The following is a 17,443-nucleotide window of genomic DNA, read 5'->3' as shown; positions in this document are numbered from 1 at the left end:
GGTCAGCGGCTGATCTTGGCGGACGGTGTGAGGATGCGGGTGAACAGCGCGACCCGAAGAGCGGATGCCGCCTCGCCGACGGCGCCGACCAGCGGCGCCTCCGGGCCGAACGAGGAGACGAGGAAGCGCAGCGGCAGCTGGGCCGCATACTCGGCGGCGGTGCGTGCGACGGCGTCGACGAGCATCGGATGCACCGCATCGCCGCCGAGGATGAAGGCCTCGGGGTCGAGGACGAGTCCGACGGTGCCGGCGACGAGCACGATACGCCGGCCGATCTCGGCGACGAGCTTCTGCGCGACCTCGTCCCCACCGGCTGCGGCTTCGAGGTGCTGGAGGAGCGTGGCGTCGACGTCGAGCCCGAGGCCCAGCGCGAGATCTCCGACGACGGCGTCGTTCACGATCGGTGCGCCGATGGGCAGCGGGGTCTGCGGGAGGTACGCGACCTCTCCGGCGACCCCGGAGAATCCGCGGTGCAGAACTCCGTCGAGCACCATGCCTGCGCCGAGGCCGTCGTCGAGGTGGAGCAGCGCGAAGCTGGCGAGTTCGCCGCCCGACCCGGCGGTGAGCTCTGCGAGAGCCGCGAGGTTCACGTCGTTCTCGACGCGGACCGGGCAGCCGAGCGTCTCGGAGAGGGCGCTGCGGAAGGCTCCGCCGTCGGGTCCGAGGTCGTCGCGGATCCCTCCTTCGGGGGTGACGATACCCGGGACCCCGACGACCGCGAGATGCACGGGCCCCTTGAGGGCGCTGCGGCATCGCTCGATGAGCTCGACGATGCGCCCGACGCGGTCGCCGCTGAGGAAGGCGGCATGCTGCTCGGCTCGCACGGCTCCGGTCGCGTCGACGAGGACGACGTGGGCGGCATGATGGTCGACGTGCACGGCGGCGGCGAAACCGAGGCGCGGGTGCAGTCCGACGCGGCCGGCCGCGGGTCCGCGGGTGTCACGGTCGACGCCGGCAGCGGCGACGGCGCCGGCTCCGTCGAGCATGCGGAGCACCTGGGTCACGGCCGTGCGGGAGAGTCCGGTGGTGGCCATCAGCTCGGCGCGGGTCTGCGGGCCGCTGCGCGCCAGTGCCTCGAGGATCGCGCGGCCGTTGAGTGTGCGAAGCAGGCTCTGCGGTCCCGCGAGTGGTCTCGACATGTCATCCCTGGGTCGGCGTCCCGCCCACTATGCCACATCGGGTTGCACCCGTCGATGGGAGAGATTCGAGGCTCGGGATCTACGGTGGAATCGTGGATCATGACGAGCTGGTGCGTCTCCGTGGCTCTCTCACTCCACTGACCGAGGTCGATGCCGCGATCCCCGACACCTGCAGCAATCTGTGGCTGCGAAACAGCGGAGCGGATCCCTGGGAGTACGACGTGATTCTCATGGACACCTCCGAAGGATTCTGGACGTACAAGCGCGATGCGCGGGTGAATCTGCCATCGGACGAGATCCTCTGGGAGCGCGACGGGATTCGCTACCTCCGTCCAGACGCGATTCACTGGCTGCGATCGGCGTTGACCACCGCGCATCCCGGACATCCGTGGATCACCCTGCTCGACAGGTGACGCACAGTCGGTCAGCCGGCGCGCCTGTGGATGCTCTGGAACAGGTGACGGGGCGTACGCCAGCGCCGTTCGGGGTCCCACCACGCCGGGCCCCGCACCTGCGGGATGCCGTTCTGCACGCGGATCTCCCACCCACTCGTGTCGAGGGTGCGGTGGTGGTGCCAGCAGAGGGTGACGCCGTTGTCGGTGTGTGTGGGTCCGCCCCTGGCGTGTTCGGTGACGTGATGGATCTCGCACCAGGATGCCGGAACGTGGCATCCCGGTATGAGGCATTCCTTGTCGCGGAGGGTGATCGCGCGGCGTTGATGGACGGTGAAGATCCGTTCCGTGGTTCCGATGCCGATGATGCGCCCTTCGGGATCGAACAGCACCCGTTGGATGTTCCCTCCACACGCCGCGTGCCGGGCGGCTGCCATGCTCGTGGGGGTGTCTGCCCCGTCGATGTGCGCCCATCCGCGGCCGGTCGCATAGTCCCGGGCGGTGACCGACACGACGACGGTCGGGGCGGCACCTCCGAGGCGGGGCATCTCTTCGTGGCGGGCAGCGATCCCGAGCGCGGCGGCGAGAGCATCGTGCTGCTTCTGCGCCCGGGTGCGGGTGTCGACCATCCCGGTGGAGTCGCCACCGGGCAGAGTGTCACCCTCGGCGTGCGGGTCCTCTGGCGTCTCGATCGTGTCGGCGTCGAGCACGTCGATCGGTCGGAAGCTCACACCCGGCAGGGGCGGCCCGTCGACCTTGGGGCTGAGGTAGGCGTCCCAGATGCGTTGCAGCTGCCCGGCCACTTCGGGGAGGAGGTCGCCACGGAGCGGGATGAGGCCGTTCTTCGCCCGGCCGAGGAGCACACCGCGCCCGCGCTGGGCGATGTCCTCCGCGGGTTCGGCGCCGTCGGGGTCGAGGTAGGTCACGATCACCTTCGCGAGAAGCCGCAGATCCTCCGGCGTCGCCGGCGGCGCCGCATCCGCATCGTCCGCATCCGCATCGGCATCCGCATCCGTATCCGTATCCGCAGCGAACCCGCGTGCGAACGCCGCGAGTTCGGCATCCGCCCGCAACCGGTCTTCGGGACCGATGCGCCGGCCCGCCTGCTCCACCGGCACCGTGGCCGCCAACAGCCCCGCGACCCCGACGACCCCGTCGAGCAGTGCTTGCCGCATCTGCGGCCACAGCGCCGGAAGCGGCGCCCCCGACGTGAACTCGGTCTCGCGGTGCACGGCCTTCGCCGCCCGCACCACCCGCCCGGCCCCCGCCGCGTCCGTGCGCAGGGCCCGCTGCAGAAGCTCATTCATCGACGCGCACCCGAACGACCGGGCGAAATCGACATCGGTCGATGCGACGGTCTCCACGACCAGCGCATCGACAACCCGCTGCACGTCACCCGCCACGCGAAGCAGCTCCATCTTCTCGGCATCCGACAGCACCCGAACGGCATCCGCACGCAGCACTCCGCGGACGTCGGGGACGACCCGATCGAAGATCTCCGCGGTGCTGTTCATACCCCCATTCAACCGAGGGCCACCGACATTCAAGACTCCAAATATCCCAGTTCAGGGCGATATTCCAATACTCTCGCGACAGCCAGTCCTCCTCCACAGAGCACCCACCAAGACGGCTCGCCCACACTCCCGCGGCCTCACTAGGCTGGCCCGATGACACCACCCCTCGAAGTCCGCGACGGCCGTGCCGACGACGCCGACGAGGTCGCCCGGATCCACGTGCGATCCTGGCAGGCCGCCTACCGCGGACTCATGGATCAGGAGGTCCTGGACTCCCTCTCGATCCCGGATCGCGCCGCCAATTGGCGGAGGTTCATCGCCGAACCGCTGCCCACGGGCCTCGGCATCCTGGTCGCCGTCCGCGACGACCGGATCCTCGGCTGGGCGTCGTTCGGCTCGGGGCGCGACGAAGACGGAGCGGCCGACGGCGAGATCTACGGCATCTACGCAGACCCCGATGCGTGGTCGACCGGAGTCGGCCACGCGCTCCTCACGAGCGCAGCGAAGCGGATCACGGATGCCGGCCACACCCGCGCCTACCTGTGGGTGCTCGACGGCAACGACCGCGCCGACGCCTTCTATGAGCGCCACGGATGGGAGCTCGACGGTGCCACGAAGGTGGACGAGCGGCCGAATCTCACGCTGAAGGAGCACCGGCGGGTCAAGGTGCTCGTCGGCTGACGCCCGCTCACCGCACGGCGCCCCGGCTCGCGCTCGATTTGACCCAGCGCGACACAGCGCATAAATTACGAATCGGTAACGGTGGCATCCGGGGGATCGACCGCCGAGTACATCCGCCTCCGGAAGGACCCGTCACGAACTCCCTGCCAACCGAGCCCGCTCAGGGTGCCTCGGAACCAGCCACCGACATCTCCGACACGCAGCGCCCGCTGTTGCGCCGTGATCTTCGGCGCTCCGCATCCGCGAGTGCGCAGAGCCCCCGCCGAGCGAACGCGCCTGCGTCTGCACCCGATGCACCGATGTCGGTGCCGCTGTCACCCCAGCTGCCCCCGACGATCGCACCCCGTCCGACCTCGAAGACGACGCGGCCGGTCGCACCGATCTCCCGGGTGCAGTCCCGCCGGACGAAGCGCCACTGGGCGAAGGTCAAGGCGCTCGGCGCCACGCTCGCCATCGGCGTGATGATGACCGGAGCAGCATTTCCCGGGCTCAACCCGCTGAGCGATCACACCGCCGCAGCCAGCGCCGCAGCCGCCGTCTCCACCACCGCAGACTCCGACTCCCAGTCCTACACGGCGACGGACGAGATCCGCGCGGAGATCGCTCCGCGCGGGGCCTTCGCCGCGACGACGCCCGAGGAGATCAAGGAGACGCGCTCCCGTGCCGTCACTGCCGCGGTCGCCGCCGGCATGCCGCTCAGCAGTGCGATGGAGATCCCGCTCGCCGACCGCGTCGTGATGCCGATGGCCGATGGGACGTACTCGTTCACCGATGGCTTCGGCGCCTCACGACCCGGGCGATCCCATCTCGGCCAGGACTTCGCCGCCCCGCTCGGCACGCCGATCAATGCGGCCATGAAGGGCTGCGTCTCCCGGTCGACCGAGAGCTTCGAGGGCTACGGCGTGACGATCCAGATCGAGAGCATCGTCGACGGGAAGGCCGTGAGCACCGTCTACTCCCACATGACGTACGGGAGTCGCGCGGTCGAGGTCGGCGACTGCGTCGAGGCAGGGCAGTACATCGGCGACGTCGGATCGACCGGATACGTGTTCGGCTCGTGCCTGCACTTCGAGGTGCACCTCAACGCCACCCCCGTCGACCCCCTGCCCTGGCTCACGGAGAACGTGACCTGACCCGAACACCCGCGCGGGGACCAGCGTTCAGCCGGCCCCGCGTAGGGCATCAGTCCAGCGCCGTCATCACGTGCTTGATGCGCGTGTAGTCGTCGAAACCGTACTGCGAGAGATCCTTGCCGTACCCGGAGTGCTTGAATCCGCCGTGCGGCATGTCCGACACGAACGGGATGTGGGTGTTGATCCACACGCAGCCGAAGTCGAGGTCGCGCGAGAACCGCATCGCCCGCGCGTGATCGGTCGTCCACACCGAGGAGGCCAGCGCGTAAGGCACGTCGTTCGCCATCTCCAGCGCCTCCTCCTCCGATTCGAAGGCCTGCACCGTGAGCACGGGACCGAAGATCTCGCCCTGCACGGCCTCGTCGTCCTGCCGCAGCCCCGACACGATCGTCGCCTCGAAGAAGTACCCGTGATCGCCCTGACGACGGCCTCCGGTCTCGATCGTCGCGTGCGCGGGAAGCCGCTCGACGAACCCCGACACCTGCGCGAGCTGCGCGGCGCTGCTCAACGGTCCGTACAGCACGCCCTCTTCGCGCGGCCCGCCCGTCCGCGCATCCGTCCGGGTCCGCTCGACGAGCGCCGCCACGAGCTCGTCATGGATCGACGAGTGCACGAGCACCCTGGTGGCCGCCGTGCAGTCCTGACCGGCGTTGAAGAAGGCGGCGTTGACGATCCCGGCCGCGGCCTTCTCGATCGACGCGTCCGGGAACACGATCGCGGGAGCCTTGCCGCCGAGCTCGAGGTGGACGCGCTTGACGTCGTTCGCGGCCGATCGTGCCACCGCCATGCCCGCGCGCACCGACCCCGTGATCGCGACCATCTGCGGAGTCGGATGCTCCACCAGTGCCACGCCCGTGTCGCGGTCGCCCAGCACGACGTTGAGGACGCCGGCGGGTGTGTGCAGCGCGACGATCTCTGCCAGCAGCAGCGTCGTGAGCGGGGTCGACTCGGCGGGCTTGAGCACGACCGTGTTGCCGGCGGCGAGCGCGGGCGCGATCTTCCACACCGCCATGTTCAGCGGGTAGTTCCACGGCGTCACCTGACCGATCACGCCGACCGGCTCCCTGCGCACGAACGAGGTGTGCCCGGCGAGGTACTCCCCCGCTGCGCGCCCCTCGAGACTGCGTGCGGCGCCGGCGAAGAAGCGGAGCTGGTCGATCGACTGCAGGATCTCGTCGGCGACGAGGCTCGCGCGGGGCTTGCCCGTGTCCTGCGACTCCAGGTCGGCGAATTCCTCGGCCCGCTCCTGCATCTCGTCGGCGATGCGGAACAGGGCGAGCTGCCGGTCGGCGGGGGTCGTGTCGCGCCACAGCGGGAAGGCAGCGGATGCCGCGGCGTAGGCCGCATCCACGTCACCGGCATCCGACACCGGGATCTCGCCGTAGGTCGCCTCGGTCGCCGGGTCGAGCAGCGGCATCCGTCCGGCACCGTTCGCGGGCACGTAGCGGCCGCCGATGAAGTTCTGCAGCGGGGCGGAGTTCTTCAGGAGATCACGGAGCATGGCGCCAGCGTAGTGGCTCTGCCACGAAATCAAAAGGTCTGATCACCTTGAAACAACTGAATCGGTTGCTATCCACATTCGAGCCTGACAATATCGACCCATGAGCACGAAGACCAAGCAGCTGGCACTCGACGACATCTCGAAGCGGATCGTCGAGCTCCTCCAGGAGGACGGCCGGCGGCCCTATGCCGAGATCGGGCGCGAGGTGGGACTCAGCGAGGCAGCCGCCCGCCAGCGCGTGCAGCGCATGACCGAGGCCGGCATCATCCAGATCGTCGCCGTCACCGACCCCATGCAGCTGGGCTTCCACCGCATGTCGATGATCGGCATCCGCGTCTCCGGCGATCCTCGAGAGATCGCGCAGGAGCTGACGAAGATCCGCGAGCTGGCCTACGTCGTGGTCACCCTCGGCACCTTCGACATCCTCGTCGAGGCCGTGTGCGAGGACGACGAGCACCTCATCGACCTCATCGCGACCCGCATCCGCACGATCCCGGGCGTCGCGCACACCGAGAGCCTGCTCTACGCCGGCCTCTACAAGGACCTCTACAACTGGGGCACGCGCTGACGCGCACCCCACCGCATCCGCGCCCGAATCCGCACGACCAGGAGTGATCATGGGAACCACCGTCTTCGAACGCCGCCTGCCCGCCCCCGTCGCAGTCACCGGGTCGCTGCGCGACACCGCGTTCGGGGTGTTCTGGCTCGACGACGTGACGCGCACCGCGCACCCGACCCTCACCGGGCACGTCACGGCCGACCTCGCGATCGTGGGCGGCGGCTACGCCGGGCTGTGGACGGCCGTGCGCGCCAAGGAGCGCGACCCCGAGCGACGCGTCGTGCTGCTCGAGGCGTCGCGCATCGCGTGGGCGGCATCCGGTCGCAACGGCGGATTCTGCGAGGCGAGCCTCACCCACGGTCATGAGAACGGCCTGACCCGCTGGCCCGAGGAGATCGACCGCCTCGAGGAGATGGGACTCGAGAACCTCGACGGCATCGAGCAGACGGTAGCCCGCTACGACATGGACGTCGACTTCGAGCGCACGGGGCAGCTGGCCGTCGCCGTCGAGCCGCACCAGGTCGAGTGGTACCGCGACGAGCCCGGATTCCTCGACCAGGAGGCCGTGCAGGCCGAGGTGCACTCCCCCACGTTCCTCGGCGGCGCCTGGGAGCGCGAGGCCTGCGCGATGGTGCACCCGGCGAAGCTCGGCATGGAGCTGGCGCGCGTCGCGGCCGACCTCGGCGTCGAGATCTACGAGCACAGCCTGGTGAAGCGCGTCGAGGGCGACGGCTCCGGGCCGATCACGCTCGTGACGGCGAACGGACGGGTGACGGCGGATGCCGTGGCTCTCGGTACGAACGTCTTCCCCTCGCTCCTCAAGCGCAACCGACTGATGACCGTGCCGGTGTACGACTACGTGCTGATGACCGAGCCGCTCTCGACGGAGCAGATGGCGTCGATCGGCTGGTCGAACCGCCAGGGCCTGGCCGACAGCGCCAACCAGTTCCACTACTACCGGCTCACCGCCGACAACCGCATCCTCTTCGGCGGGTACGACGCGATCTACCACTACGGCGGCAAGGTGCGCCCCGAGTACGAGGACCGCATGGAGAGCCACCGCAAGCTCGCCTCGCACTTCTTCACGACGTTCCCGCAGCTCGAGGGCCTGAGGTTCACCCACCGCTGGGCCGGAGCCATCGACTCGTCGAGCCGGTTCTGCGCGTTCTTCGGCACGGCACGCAAGGGCCGCGTGGCCTATGCGACCGGGTTCACCGGACTCGGCGTCGGGGCGGCGCGCTTCGCCGCCGACGTCATGCTCGACAAGCTGTCGGGCGAGGTGACGGAGCGCACGGATCTGCGGATGGTGCGCGAGAAGCCGATCCCGTTCCCGCCCGAGCCCGCCGCCTCGATCGGCGTGAACCTCGTGCGCGCCGCGATGAACCAGGCCGACCACAACGAGGGCAAGCGCAACCTGTTCCTCAAGACGCTGGATGCCGTCGGCATGGGGTTCGACTCGTGACCGCTCCCGACGGCGCCCTCGCGCCCGGTACCGGAGCGGATGCCGGGGCACTGTGCCTCTCTCATACCCCGCTCCCCTCCGAGGTGGTGCGCGACGGCGCGCCGACGACGGCGAGCGCGGTCCTCGCGACGCTCGGCGACACCGAGATCGGCGTCTGGGAGATGACGCCGGGCACGGCATCCGATGTGGAGGCAGACGAGGTCTTCGTCGTGCTCAGCGGCCGCGCCACGATCGCCTTCGACGACCCGGTGCTGCCCGACCTGGAGGTCGGCCCGGGGTCCGTGGTGCGCCTGGCCGACGGCCAGCGCACGGTCTGGACCGTCAGCGAGACGCTGCGCAAGATCTACATCGCCTGACGCGCATTCGTTCGAGACGCTTTGCAGGCTCGTTTCACACCTGCAGGTCGAAATCTCCGATCTCGACCTGCAAACGTGCGATCAGCCTGCGGAGTGCGGGCACACAGTCCGGGAGGCGCGTCACCTCGACCCCCGGGGTCAGATCGCCGCGAGGAGCTTCTCCACGGCGCGGCGGACGCGTGCCGTGCGCACCTCGTCCTGATCGAAGTCGCCCATGAACACGTTGCCGAGCGCGGCCGACAGCGTCCCGTCGGCCACGAGCTCGCAGGTCTCGGCGTCGGCCCGGGGGTATGCGGTGACGGCGAACGCCGCGAGGGTCCTGCGCGTGCTCGCGTACGCCTCGGCGAGGATCTCGGCGATGGCCGGCGTCGTACGGGAGAGCTCGACGAATCCGAGGACGACGGCGTTCTCCGCGTCGGAGCGGGTGAAGTCCTCGCCGAAGAGGAAGTCGAGCGCCTCGGCGAACGTGGTCACTTCGTCGGGCAGGATGGTCAGCCGTCCGGCATCGTCCGAGAACACGCGCCGTGCGGTCTCGGCGAGCAGCTGGTCGCGGTTGCCGACGAAATGTCGCACATGACCGCGCGACATGCCGACGGCCTCGGCGATGCGGTCGAGCGACGTGCCGGCGATGCCGTGCTGCGCGACCGTCTGCAATGTGGCGTCGATGATCTGCTCGCGACGCTCGGTGGCGACCGTTGGACGTGCCATCACTCTCCCTCTCCCGCCTCTGCAGGATATCCCGAACTTTTTCCGGTTTCTAGTCTAGTCGGACTTGACTATTAACCCGAACCGACCTAGCTTGTGATTCACCAGCTCCGCAGACACCGCGGCGCGGAGGCTTCGAAGGAGAGCAATGGCCAGCTACACCCGCATCTCGGCGGCGCCGGAGAGCGACCGCGCCCGTCCGGCTCGCGTGCGGATGCGCGACGGCGTTCTCCTTGCCGCCGATGTCTATCTCCCCGATTCCGAGGCGGATGCGGGCGACACGATCCTCATCCGGCTCCCCTATGACAAGAGCGGCGCCTACACGTACATCCCGCTCATCGCGGAGTACTTCCTGGAGCGCGGCTACCGGGTGGTGGCACAGGATGTCCGCGGCAAGTTCCGCTCCGAGGGCGAGGCGCTGCTCTTCGTGAACGAGGTCAGCGACGGCGAGGACACGCTCGACTGGATCGTCCAGCAGTCCTGGTCGAACGGCCGCGTCGTGATGTGGGGCGACAGCTATTACGGCTACACGCAGTGGGCGGCGGCCGCGAGCGGCCACCCTGCCCTCAAGGCGATCGCCCCGCGGGTCACGGGCACGGGCCTGGGCGAGCCGGTGCGCCGGAGCCCTGGCCAGCGCGTCTCGAACGTCGAGTGGGCGATCACCTACCTCTACCCCGTCAGCCACTTCCACGGCAACGACACCTTCCTGTGGGAACCGGACTGGTCGCGCCGCGACTTCGCCGCCCAGGTCGAGGAGTTCCTCACCGCGGTCGGCGAGCGCTCGATCTCCTACGACCAGTGGTATCCGCGCCCGGTGCACCTGCCCCGCTTCCCGCTCGGAACGCCCTACGCCGCCCGCTCGATCCCCGTGCTGCACACGATCGGATGGTGGGACAACTGCGCACCGCTGTCCTGGGCGGACGTCGCCGAGATCGAGAGGCATCCCGCCTGGGCGGCGCACCATCACCTGCGCATCGAGTCCATCGACCACGAGGGCTACGAGCTGCTCGGTGCGCCCGAGGACCGCGTCGCCGAGCGCACCGAGGAGCAGGTGCGCGCCCTGCTGCCGCGCACGCTCGATCCCGCTCTCGCGTTCTTCGAGGTGTACCTGCGCGGGAACGGATCCCCTTCCGACATCCCCCCGGTGCACTGGAACCTCGCCGGCACGCACGAGGACCGCGTCGCGACGACCTGGCCGCCCGCGGGCGCCCGGACCGTCGAGCTGCGCGCCACCGCCGAGGGCGGACTGACGACGGATGCCGATGCGGATGCGGTCGAGGCGACCGAGGTCGGCTGGACGCACGATCCCGCCGACCTCGTGCCGTCGAGCGCGGAGGACGCGTTCTCCTTCCTCCTGGAGCTTCCGGACGAGGCGCCGATCGGCGACCGCGACGACGTGCTCGCGTTCAGCACCGCGCCTCTCTCCGACGACGTCGAACTCGCCGGGCCGGTGCGTGCCGTCGTCAGCGTCCGCTCCGACGGCCCCGTGATGGACGTCTTCCTGCGCCTGCTCGACGTCGCTCCCGACGGCACGGCTCTGCGGATCGCTCGCGGCCAGCGTCAGGTCACCGGCGCCGCCGAACCCGCCGACCTCGACATCGATCTGGGGCAGATCGGCTACCGCGTCCACGCCGGCCATCGCCTGCGCCTGCACGTGTCGAGCAGCGACTACCCCGAGTTCCTCCCGCAGACCGGCACCGGCGCCGATCCGTGGGCCGGGGGCGCCACCGCCGTCAACCGGCAGCACCTCACCCTCGGCGGGCCCTCCGGCCTCGCCCTCCGCCTCCCCGTCCTCGAAGGAGACCTGTCATGACCGACCCCGCCGCCCTTCCCGCACCGGTCCTCGAGTATGCCTTCGAGATCCGCGTCGACGTCGACACCGACATCCACCTCGGTCGCGGGCCGCACGAGATCCTCGCGTTCACGCCCATCACCGGAGGCACGGTCGACGGCCCCCTGCTGTGCGGCACCGTCCTGCCGGGTGGCGGCGACTGGTCGGTCGAGCGCGACGGCACCCACCAGCTCGAGGCGCGCTACCTGCTGCGCGCCGACGACGGCGCGGCGATCGACATCCTCAACCGCGGCTACTACCGCGAGGAGGAGGACGGAACGCCGTACTTCCGCACGGCTCCCGTGTTCCAGACGGATGCGCCGGCGCACAGCTGGCTCAGCCGCAACCAGTTCATCGGCCTGGCCCGCGACGAGGACGAGCAGATCTGCATCCGCGTCTACGTCGTCCGCTGACCGCGTCACCACCGCAAGAACCCGCACCACCGCACCACCACCGCATCACCTCCGCACTGCCCGCACCACCTCCGTTGCACGCACCCGAGAGGACCCGACATGACCCCCACCACCCGACGCCGGCTCGCCGCCGTCACCGCACTGGCGACCGTGACCGCACTCGCCGCCACCGCCTGCGCTCCGCGCACCAGCACCACCGAGAACGCCGAGCAGGTCGATCCGACCTCCCTCGTCACCGCGCTCCCGGCGGCGACCACCCCCGTCGACGAGGTCACCTGGGCCGTCGTCGAAGGCGAGCCTCAGACGCTCGACCCTGCATCCTCGGCGAACGTGATCATCCCGAACCTCTGCGACAGTCTGCTCACCGTCGAGCCGGACTTCACGATCGAGGCCGGCATCGCCGAGACCGCCGAGTGGATCGACCCCGTGACCTTCGAGATCACGATCCGCGACGACGTCTCCTTCTGGGACGGCACGCCTGTCACGGCATCCGACGTCGTCTACAGCCTGGAGCGCAACCGCACCCCCGCGTCGCAGTGGTTCGCCGCCTTCGCGCTGATCTCGAACATCGAGGCGACGGACGACGACACGGTGCTGGTGCATTTCACGGCACCGGACTCGACCTTCCGCGACGCCCTCGGGGGCGGCGGCGGGGCCGTGATGAGCCAGGCTTTCGGCGAAGCCGCCGGCCAGGAGCTCGGCACGTCCGGCGGCGGCCTGATGTGCGCGGGGCCCTACCGGCTCGAGGACTGGAAGCCGGGCACCGAGATCTCCGTCGTCGCCAACCCGGACTACTGGGGCGGCGCACCCCTGACCGAGCGCATCCGCTTCGTCTTCGTCACCGACGGCGCCACGCTCACCTCGGCGCTGACCGCGGGCGAGATCGACGGGGCGTTCAACGTGCCGCCCGGATCCCGTCAGAGCTTCGAGGGCGACGGGGGCGCAGGACGGCTCATCGTCGGACCGTCCACCGCCTCGTACAGCTTCGGCCCCACGTCGGCCGACAGCGCCGCCGCCGACCCGCTGGTCCGCCAGGCGCTGAGTCTCGCGATCGACCGACAGGTGTACATCGACACCGTCCTCCAGGGGCTCGGGGAGGTCCAGAAGACGATCGTGCCGCCGTTCGTGTTCGGCGGGATGGAGGCGAAGGACATCTACCAGGACGCCTATGACGCCCTGCCGGAACCCGAGGTCGACCTCGACAGGGCGAAGGAACTGATCGCCGAGTCCGGCATCGACACGTCCGTTCCGCTGGTGCTCGCGATCCCCGCGGGGGCGAAGGAGTTCTCCCAGACGGCCGCGATCGTGCAGAGCGCCGCGAACGACATCGGCCTCACCATCACCATCGACGAGCGGCAGCCGGCTGACTTCGGCGCTCTGTTCTTCTCGCCGGAGCTCCGCGCGGGCATCGACTTCGTCTCGACGGTCGGCTACCTCGAGGTGCCGGGCGTGCTGGGGTACCCGCAGCTGTTCATGCTGCCCGCCGATCTGGGCGGCATCTTCAACTGGTCGGGGTACTCGAACGACGTGGTGACCGCCGATCTGCAGGCCGCTCGCACCGCGACCGATCCGACGGCCGCCGCCGACGCCTTCGTGAAGGCGCAGGAGGTGTTCGCACCCGACCAGCTGCAGGTGACGCTCGCCGGAGCCCACCACCTCACCTACCTGTCCGACGATCTCACCGGCATCACCACCTCCGTCGCCATCTACAGCTCCCCGTGGGCGCTGCACCTCGGCGCCGAGTGAGTCGACCGGGCGGACGAGACGGAATCGCATCATGATCAGGACAGTGCTCGGCAAGGTGGGCGGACTCGTGCTCACCCTGTTCCTCGCCAGCGTCATCATCTTCTCGGCGCTGCTGCTGACGCCGGGAGACCCGGTGGCGGCGCTGGCGGGGGGCGCTCGTCCGACCCCCGAGCTCGTCGCGGCCATCCGCGCCGAGTACCGACTGGACGACCCGATCTGGCTGCAGTACGTGCACTGGCTCGGCGGCGTGCTCACCGGAGACTTCGGGCAGTCGTTCGTCTACAAGACGGATGTCGCGGAGCTGGTCGGAGCACGGTTCGAGGTGACGTTCCAGCTCGTGCTGCTGACGGCCGCTCTGATCGCGGTGTTCGGACTCGGATCCGGCATCCTCGCCGCCGTCAGCGGTCGTCGGACCGATATGGCGGTGTCCGTCACGACGTCGCTCGGCATGGCGCTGCCGACGTTCATCGTCGCCATCCTGCTGATCTGGATCTTCGCGACGTCGCTGGGCTGGTTCCCGACCTTCGGCGCCGGCCAGCAAGGCGTCGACCGGCTCTGGCACCTCGTGCTGCCTGCCGTCTCGCTCGCGCTGATGTTCATCGCCTACGTCAGCCGGGTGACCCGCAGTGCGCTCGTCGCGCAGCTGCACTCCGAGCATGTCGAGACCGCGCGCGTGCGCGGCATCCCGTGGAACCGGGTATTCCGGCGACATGTGTTCCACAACGCCGCCCCGCAGATCCTCGCGATCTCCGGCACCACCATCGCCGGGCTCTTCGCGGCATCGGCCATCGCGGAGCAGGCGTTCGGGCTCGGCGGCGTCGGATCTCTGCTGACCGAGGCCGCGGCCAGGAAGGATCTCCCCGTGGTGCAGATCGTCTCGTTGCTGCTGGTCGCCCTCTTCGTGGTGCTCAACGCGGTCGCCGATCTGCTCGCCGCCGTGATCGATCCCGATTCGGCACGATCGAGGAGGAGCGCATGAGCGTCGGACAGCTCGCCGCGGGTCGTCTCCCCGTCACCGCCCGCCGGCTCGGGCAGCGCGACCCACTGGTCGTCGCCGCTGTGATCGTGCTCGCCCTCGTGGCCGTGATCGTCGTCGCCGGGCGCTGGATCGCGCCGTATCCTCCCGACCAGCTCTACGTCGGCACTCCGAACGGCCCGGCATCCCTCGATCACCTCTTCGGCACCGACGATCTGGGGCGCGACATCCTCTCCCGGGTGCTCACCGGCGCCGCCTCCAGCATCATCGCGCCGGTGATCGTCGTGATCCTCTCCACGACCCTCGGCATGTCCCTGGCGATCACCGCCGCCTGGTTCGGCGGCATCGCGAGGGGGACGATCGCCCGCGTGATCGATGTGATCTTCGCGATCCCGGGGCTCGTGCTCGCGGTGCTCGCGGTCGCCATGTTCGGCAAGGGGCTGGTCGCCCCCGTGGTGGCGCTGTCGATCGCCTACATCCCCGTCGTGGCACGTCTCACCCAGACGGCCGCGTCGCGCGAGCTCGGGCGTCCGTATGTCGCCGCGCTCCGCGTGCAGGGCGTGTCGAGCGCTGCCATCTGCTTCCGCCATCTGGTCCCCGCCCTGATCCCCGTCGTGGCCGCCCAGGCGACGGTCGGATTCGGCTACGCGATGCTCGATCTCGCCGCGATCTCCTTCCTCGGTCTCGGTGCGCAGCCTCCCGCCGCGGACTGGGGATCCATGATCGCCGGCGGGCAGGCCGCGATCCTCGCGGGTGCGCCCGAGCAGTCTCTCTTCCCGGCGCTGCTGATCGTCGCCACCGTGCTCTCCGTGGGTGTCGTCGGCGCCCGCGCCACCACCTGGGCAGAGGAGAAGGAACGATGATCGCACCGGTGCTGGAGCTGCGCGGCCTCGAGATCGGGATGCCGACGGCCGACGGCCCGCGCACGCTCGTCCACGACTGCTCGCTCGAGGTCGCCCTCGGCGAATCCGTCGGGCTCGTCGGCGAATCCGGGTCGGGCAAGACCCTCAGCGTCCGGGCGATCGCGGGACTCCTGCCCGCCCACTTCACGACGTCCGGCACCATCGCGGTGGAGGGCCAGGACCTCGCCGCCCTCGACGAGCGGTCGCGGCGCGAGCTGCGCGCGCACCGCATCGGGATGGCGTTCCAGACGCCGCGCGCGCACCTCAATCCGCTGCGCACGATCGGCGACTTCCTCACGGAGGCGCTGATCACCGTGGGCGGCGTCGGCCCCGATGCCGCCGAGCGCCGCGCCGTCGAACTCCTCGACGAGGTGGGCGTGCCGTCTCCGGCGCGTCGGCTGCGTCAGCACCCGGCCGAGCTCTCGGGCGGGCTGCTCCAGCGCGTGATGATCGCCTCCACTCTCGCGATGGACCCCCGCCTGCTGCTCGCCGACGAGATCACCACGGCCCTCGACGTGACGACACAGGAGGAGGTCATGGCGGTCATCGGCGACCTCCGGCGCCACCGGGACCTGTCGCTGCTGTTCATCACGCACGATCTCGCCCTCGCCGGCGCCGTGTGCGACCGCGTGGTGGTCATGAAGCAGGGACGCACGATCGAGACTCTGCAGGCGACCCGCATGCGGGAGGACGCGCAGGAGGACTACACGCGTCTCCTCATGTCGGCCTCCCTCGACGGTGCAGCTCCGCTCGTCGACGCCCCTGCAGCCGCGACCGAGGTCGAACCGCTCCTCCGTGTCGAGGGACTGCAGAAGTCGTTCCGGGTGCGAGCGGCCCATGGCGGTCGCCACGAGCTGCTCACCGCTGTCGATGATGTCTCCTTCGCGCTCGCACCGGGCGGCTCGCTCGGCATCGTCGGCGAGTCCGGGTCGGGGAAGTCCACCACCGCGCGGATCATCTGCGGCCTGGAAAGAGCGGATGCCGGTACGGTCCGTGTCGCGGACGCCGACTGGAGCACCCCCGCGCGGTCCGGCGGCGAGCGGCGCGCGAGGGCGAAGATCGTGCAGATGGTGTTCCAGGACCCGTACCAGTCGCTGGACCGCCGGCAGACCGTGCGGCAGTGCCTGGCGGAAGCGGTGCGGGTGCACCGCCGCACCGACGATCGCGCCACCGTCACGGCACGGGTGACCTCGCTCATGCACGCGGTGCACCTCGATGTCGCGCTTCTCGACGCCCGCCCGAGGTCGCTCTCCGGCGGGCAGCGCCAACGGGTCGCCATCGCGCGCGCGCTGGCGGCCGAACCGCGCATCCTGGTCCTCGATGAGGCGGTCTCCGCACTCGACGTCACGACGCAGGTCGAGATCCTCACGCTCCTGGAGCGGATCCGCCGGGAGACCGGGGTCGCCCTGCTCATGATCACTCACGACCTGACCGTGATCCGACGCCTCTGCGACGACGTCGTGGTGATGCGCGACGGAAGGATCGAGGAGCATGGCGACACGGATGCCGTGCTCGACGACCCCCAGGCGGAGTACACCCGCCTGCTGCTGGATTCGATCCCCCGGGCAGACTGGGTGCCGCAACGCCGCATCCCGGTGCGCACCACCCCGATCCCTACGATCGGAATCGACCGGAACACGAAGAGGAGATGGCGATGACCAGCACGGAACCGATGACCCCCTCGCTCGAGTACTGCTTCGAGCTTCAGGTCGACGTCGCGCCTCCGCAGCGGATCGGCAGGGGCGAGGGCGGCGGTCTGCACTTCACCCCGATCACGGGCGGACGCATCGTCGGCCCTCGCGCGGAGGGTCGCGTACTGCCCGGCGGCGGTGACTGGTGGGTCGACCACGGAGTGACCACGCAGCTCGACGCCCGCTACCTGATCGAGATCGACGGGCACGTGGTCGACGTCGTCAATCGCGGGTACTGGCGCGCCAACGCCGACGCGATCGAACGCTTCGAAGCGGGCGGGATCCCGCGCGAGGAGGACCTCTACTACCGCACCGCCTTCGTCTTCCAGACGGATGCCGTCGACCTGCGCTGGCTCGCCGAGTCGCAGTTCATCGGCTACGCACGTCCGGGCGAGGACCAGGTCGTCATCCGCGTCTTCCGCGTGGTGTGACGATCGTGACC

17 protein-coding genes are annotated in these 17,443 nt (G+C 69.9%); 13 read left to right on the top strand and 4 right to left on the bottom strand.

Annotation, left to right across the window (positions count from 1 at the left end; all coding sequences use genetic code 11):
• Positions 1–2: 2 nt before the first annotated feature.
• Positions 3–1,139 carry an ROK family protein gene (locus tag DC434_RS04055; protein ID WP_116633953.1) on the bottom strand — a complete coding sequence of 379 codons (1,137 nt, stop codon included), beginning with the start codon at positions 1,137–1,139 and terminating at the stop codon, positions 3–5.
• Positions 1,140–1,231: 92 nt separating this feature from the next.
• Between DC434_RS04055 and DC434_RS04050 the strand changes: the two genes are divergently transcribed.
• Entirely contained in the window at positions 1,232–1,552 is a 321-nt protein-coding gene (locus DC434_RS04050; RefSeq protein WP_116633952.1) for a hypothetical protein, read from the top strand.
• Between the two features lie 11 nt (positions 1,553–1,563).
• On the opposite strand, the gene DC434_RS04045 is transcribed toward DC434_RS04050, so the two are convergent.
• Positions 1,564–3,045 (bottom strand): HNH endonuclease signature motif containing protein, encoded by a 1,482-nt coding sequence (locus DC434_RS04045; RefSeq protein WP_116633951.1) that lies wholly within the window; start codon positions 3,043–3,045, stop codon positions 1,564–1,566.
• 153 nt (positions 3,046–3,198) lie between these two features.
• Between DC434_RS04045 and DC434_RS04040 the strand changes: the two genes are divergently transcribed.
• Positions 3,199–3,726 (top strand): GNAT family N-acetyltransferase, encoded by a 528-nt coding sequence (locus DC434_RS04040; RefSeq protein ID WP_116633950.1) that lies wholly within the window; start codon positions 3,199–3,201, stop codon positions 3,724–3,726.
• Between the two features lie 299 nt (positions 3,727–4,025).
• On the top strand, positions 4,026–4,859 hold the full coding sequence (locus tag DC434_RS04035) for a M23 family metallopeptidase (RefSeq protein WP_116633949.1): 834 nt from the start codon (positions 4,026–4,028) through the stop codon (positions 4,857–4,859).
• A gap of 49 nt (positions 4,860–4,908) precedes the next feature.
• Here the strand turns inward: DC434_RS04035 and DC434_RS04030 are convergent, their stop codons facing one another.
• Complete coding sequence (locus tag DC434_RS04030) at positions 4,909–6,360, bottom strand: gamma-aminobutyraldehyde dehydrogenase (RefSeq protein ID WP_116633948.1); 1,452 nt, start codon at positions 6,358–6,360, stop codon at positions 4,909–4,911.
• Between the two features lie 100 nt (positions 6,361–6,460).
• Here DC434_RS04030 and DC434_RS04025 point away from each other — a divergent pair, with 100 nt between their 5' ends.
• Genes DC434_RS04025 through DC434_RS04015 form a run of 3 tightly spaced genes read left to right on the top strand, consistent with a single transcriptional unit; the run spans position 6,461 to position 8,737 of the window.
• Positions 6,461–6,928 carry an Lrp/AsnC family transcriptional regulator gene (locus tag DC434_RS04025; protein ID WP_116633947.1) on the top strand — a complete coding sequence of 156 codons (468 nt, stop codon included), beginning with the start codon at positions 6,461–6,463 and terminating at the stop codon, positions 6,926–6,928.
• Between the two features lie 49 nt (positions 6,929–6,977).
• Positions 6,978–8,381, top strand: a complete 1,404-nt coding sequence (locus DC434_RS04020) for an FAD-dependent oxidoreductase (RefSeq protein WP_116633946.1) — start codon at positions 6,978–6,980, stop codon at positions 8,379–8,381.
• Entirely contained in the window at positions 8,378–8,737 is a 360-nt protein-coding gene (locus tag DC434_RS04015) for a cupin domain-containing protein (protein ID WP_116633945.1), read from the top strand. Before DC434_RS04020 ends, DC434_RS04015 begins: the two co-directional genes overlap by 4 nt.
• Before the next feature lie 138 nt (positions 8,738–8,875).
• On the opposite strand, the gene DC434_RS04010 is transcribed toward DC434_RS04015, so the two are convergent.
• Positions 8,876–9,445 (bottom strand): TetR/AcrR family transcriptional regulator, encoded by a 570-nt coding sequence (locus DC434_RS04010; protein ID WP_116633944.1) that lies wholly within the window; start codon positions 9,443–9,445, stop codon positions 8,876–8,878.
• Between the two features lie 145 nt (positions 9,446–9,590).
• On the opposite strand from DC434_RS04010, the gene DC434_RS04005 reads away from it, so the two are divergent.
• The 7 genes from DC434_RS04005 to DC434_RS03975 all read left to right on the top strand — a co-directional run bounded on the left by DC434_RS04005 (position 9,591) and on the right by DC434_RS03975 (position 17,432).
• Complete coding sequence (locus tag DC434_RS04005; RefSeq protein WP_116633943.1) at positions 9,591–11,255, top strand: CocE/NonD family hydrolase; 1,665 nt, start codon at positions 9,591–9,593, stop codon at positions 11,253–11,255.
• Positions 11,252–11,686: a DUF3237 domain-containing protein gene (locus tag DC434_RS04000; protein ID WP_116633942.1), complete on the top strand. Its 435-nt coding sequence runs from the start codon at positions 11,252–11,254 to the stop codon at positions 11,684–11,686. Before DC434_RS04005 ends, DC434_RS04000 begins: the two co-directional genes overlap by 4 nt.
• Before the next feature lie 99 nt (positions 11,687–11,785).
• Positions 11,786–13,432 (top strand): ABC transporter substrate-binding protein, encoded by a 1,647-nt coding sequence (locus tag DC434_RS03995; RefSeq protein WP_116633941.1) that lies wholly within the window; start codon positions 11,786–11,788, stop codon positions 13,430–13,432.
• Positions 13,433–13,463: 31 nt separating this feature from the next.
• Positions 13,464–14,411: an ABC transporter permease gene (locus tag DC434_RS03990; protein WP_116633940.1), complete on the top strand. Its 948-nt coding sequence runs from the start codon at positions 13,464–13,466 to the stop codon at positions 14,409–14,411.
• Positions 14,408–15,271, top strand: coding sequence for an ABC transporter permease (locus DC434_RS03985; protein ID WP_116633939.1), 864 nt, complete (start codon positions 14,408–14,410; stop codon positions 15,269–15,271). The genes DC434_RS03990 and DC434_RS03985 overlap by 4 nt, the downstream gene beginning before the upstream one ends.
• Positions 15,268–16,968, top strand: coding sequence for an ABC transporter ATP-binding protein (locus tag DC434_RS03980; protein WP_116633938.1), 1,701 nt, complete (start codon positions 15,268–15,270; stop codon positions 16,966–16,968). Before DC434_RS03985 ends, DC434_RS03980 begins: the two co-directional genes overlap by 4 nt.
• Positions 16,965–17,432: a DUF3237 domain-containing protein gene (locus DC434_RS03975; RefSeq protein WP_116634040.1), complete on the top strand. Its 468-nt coding sequence runs from the start codon at positions 16,965–16,967 to the stop codon at positions 17,430–17,432. Before DC434_RS03980 ends, DC434_RS03975 begins: the two co-directional genes overlap by 4 nt.
• The last annotated feature ends 11 nt before the right edge of the window (positions 17,433–17,443 follow it).

Origin of the sequence: Microbacterium sp. TPD7012, from assembly GCF_003075395.1 — a bacterium.
Classification (GTDB): Bacteria; Actinomycetota; Actinomycetes; order Actinomycetales; family Microbacteriaceae; genus Microbacterium.
The sequence above is the reverse complement of the archived record's forward strand: the minus strand, read 5'-3'. Positions and strand labels throughout refer to the sequence as shown.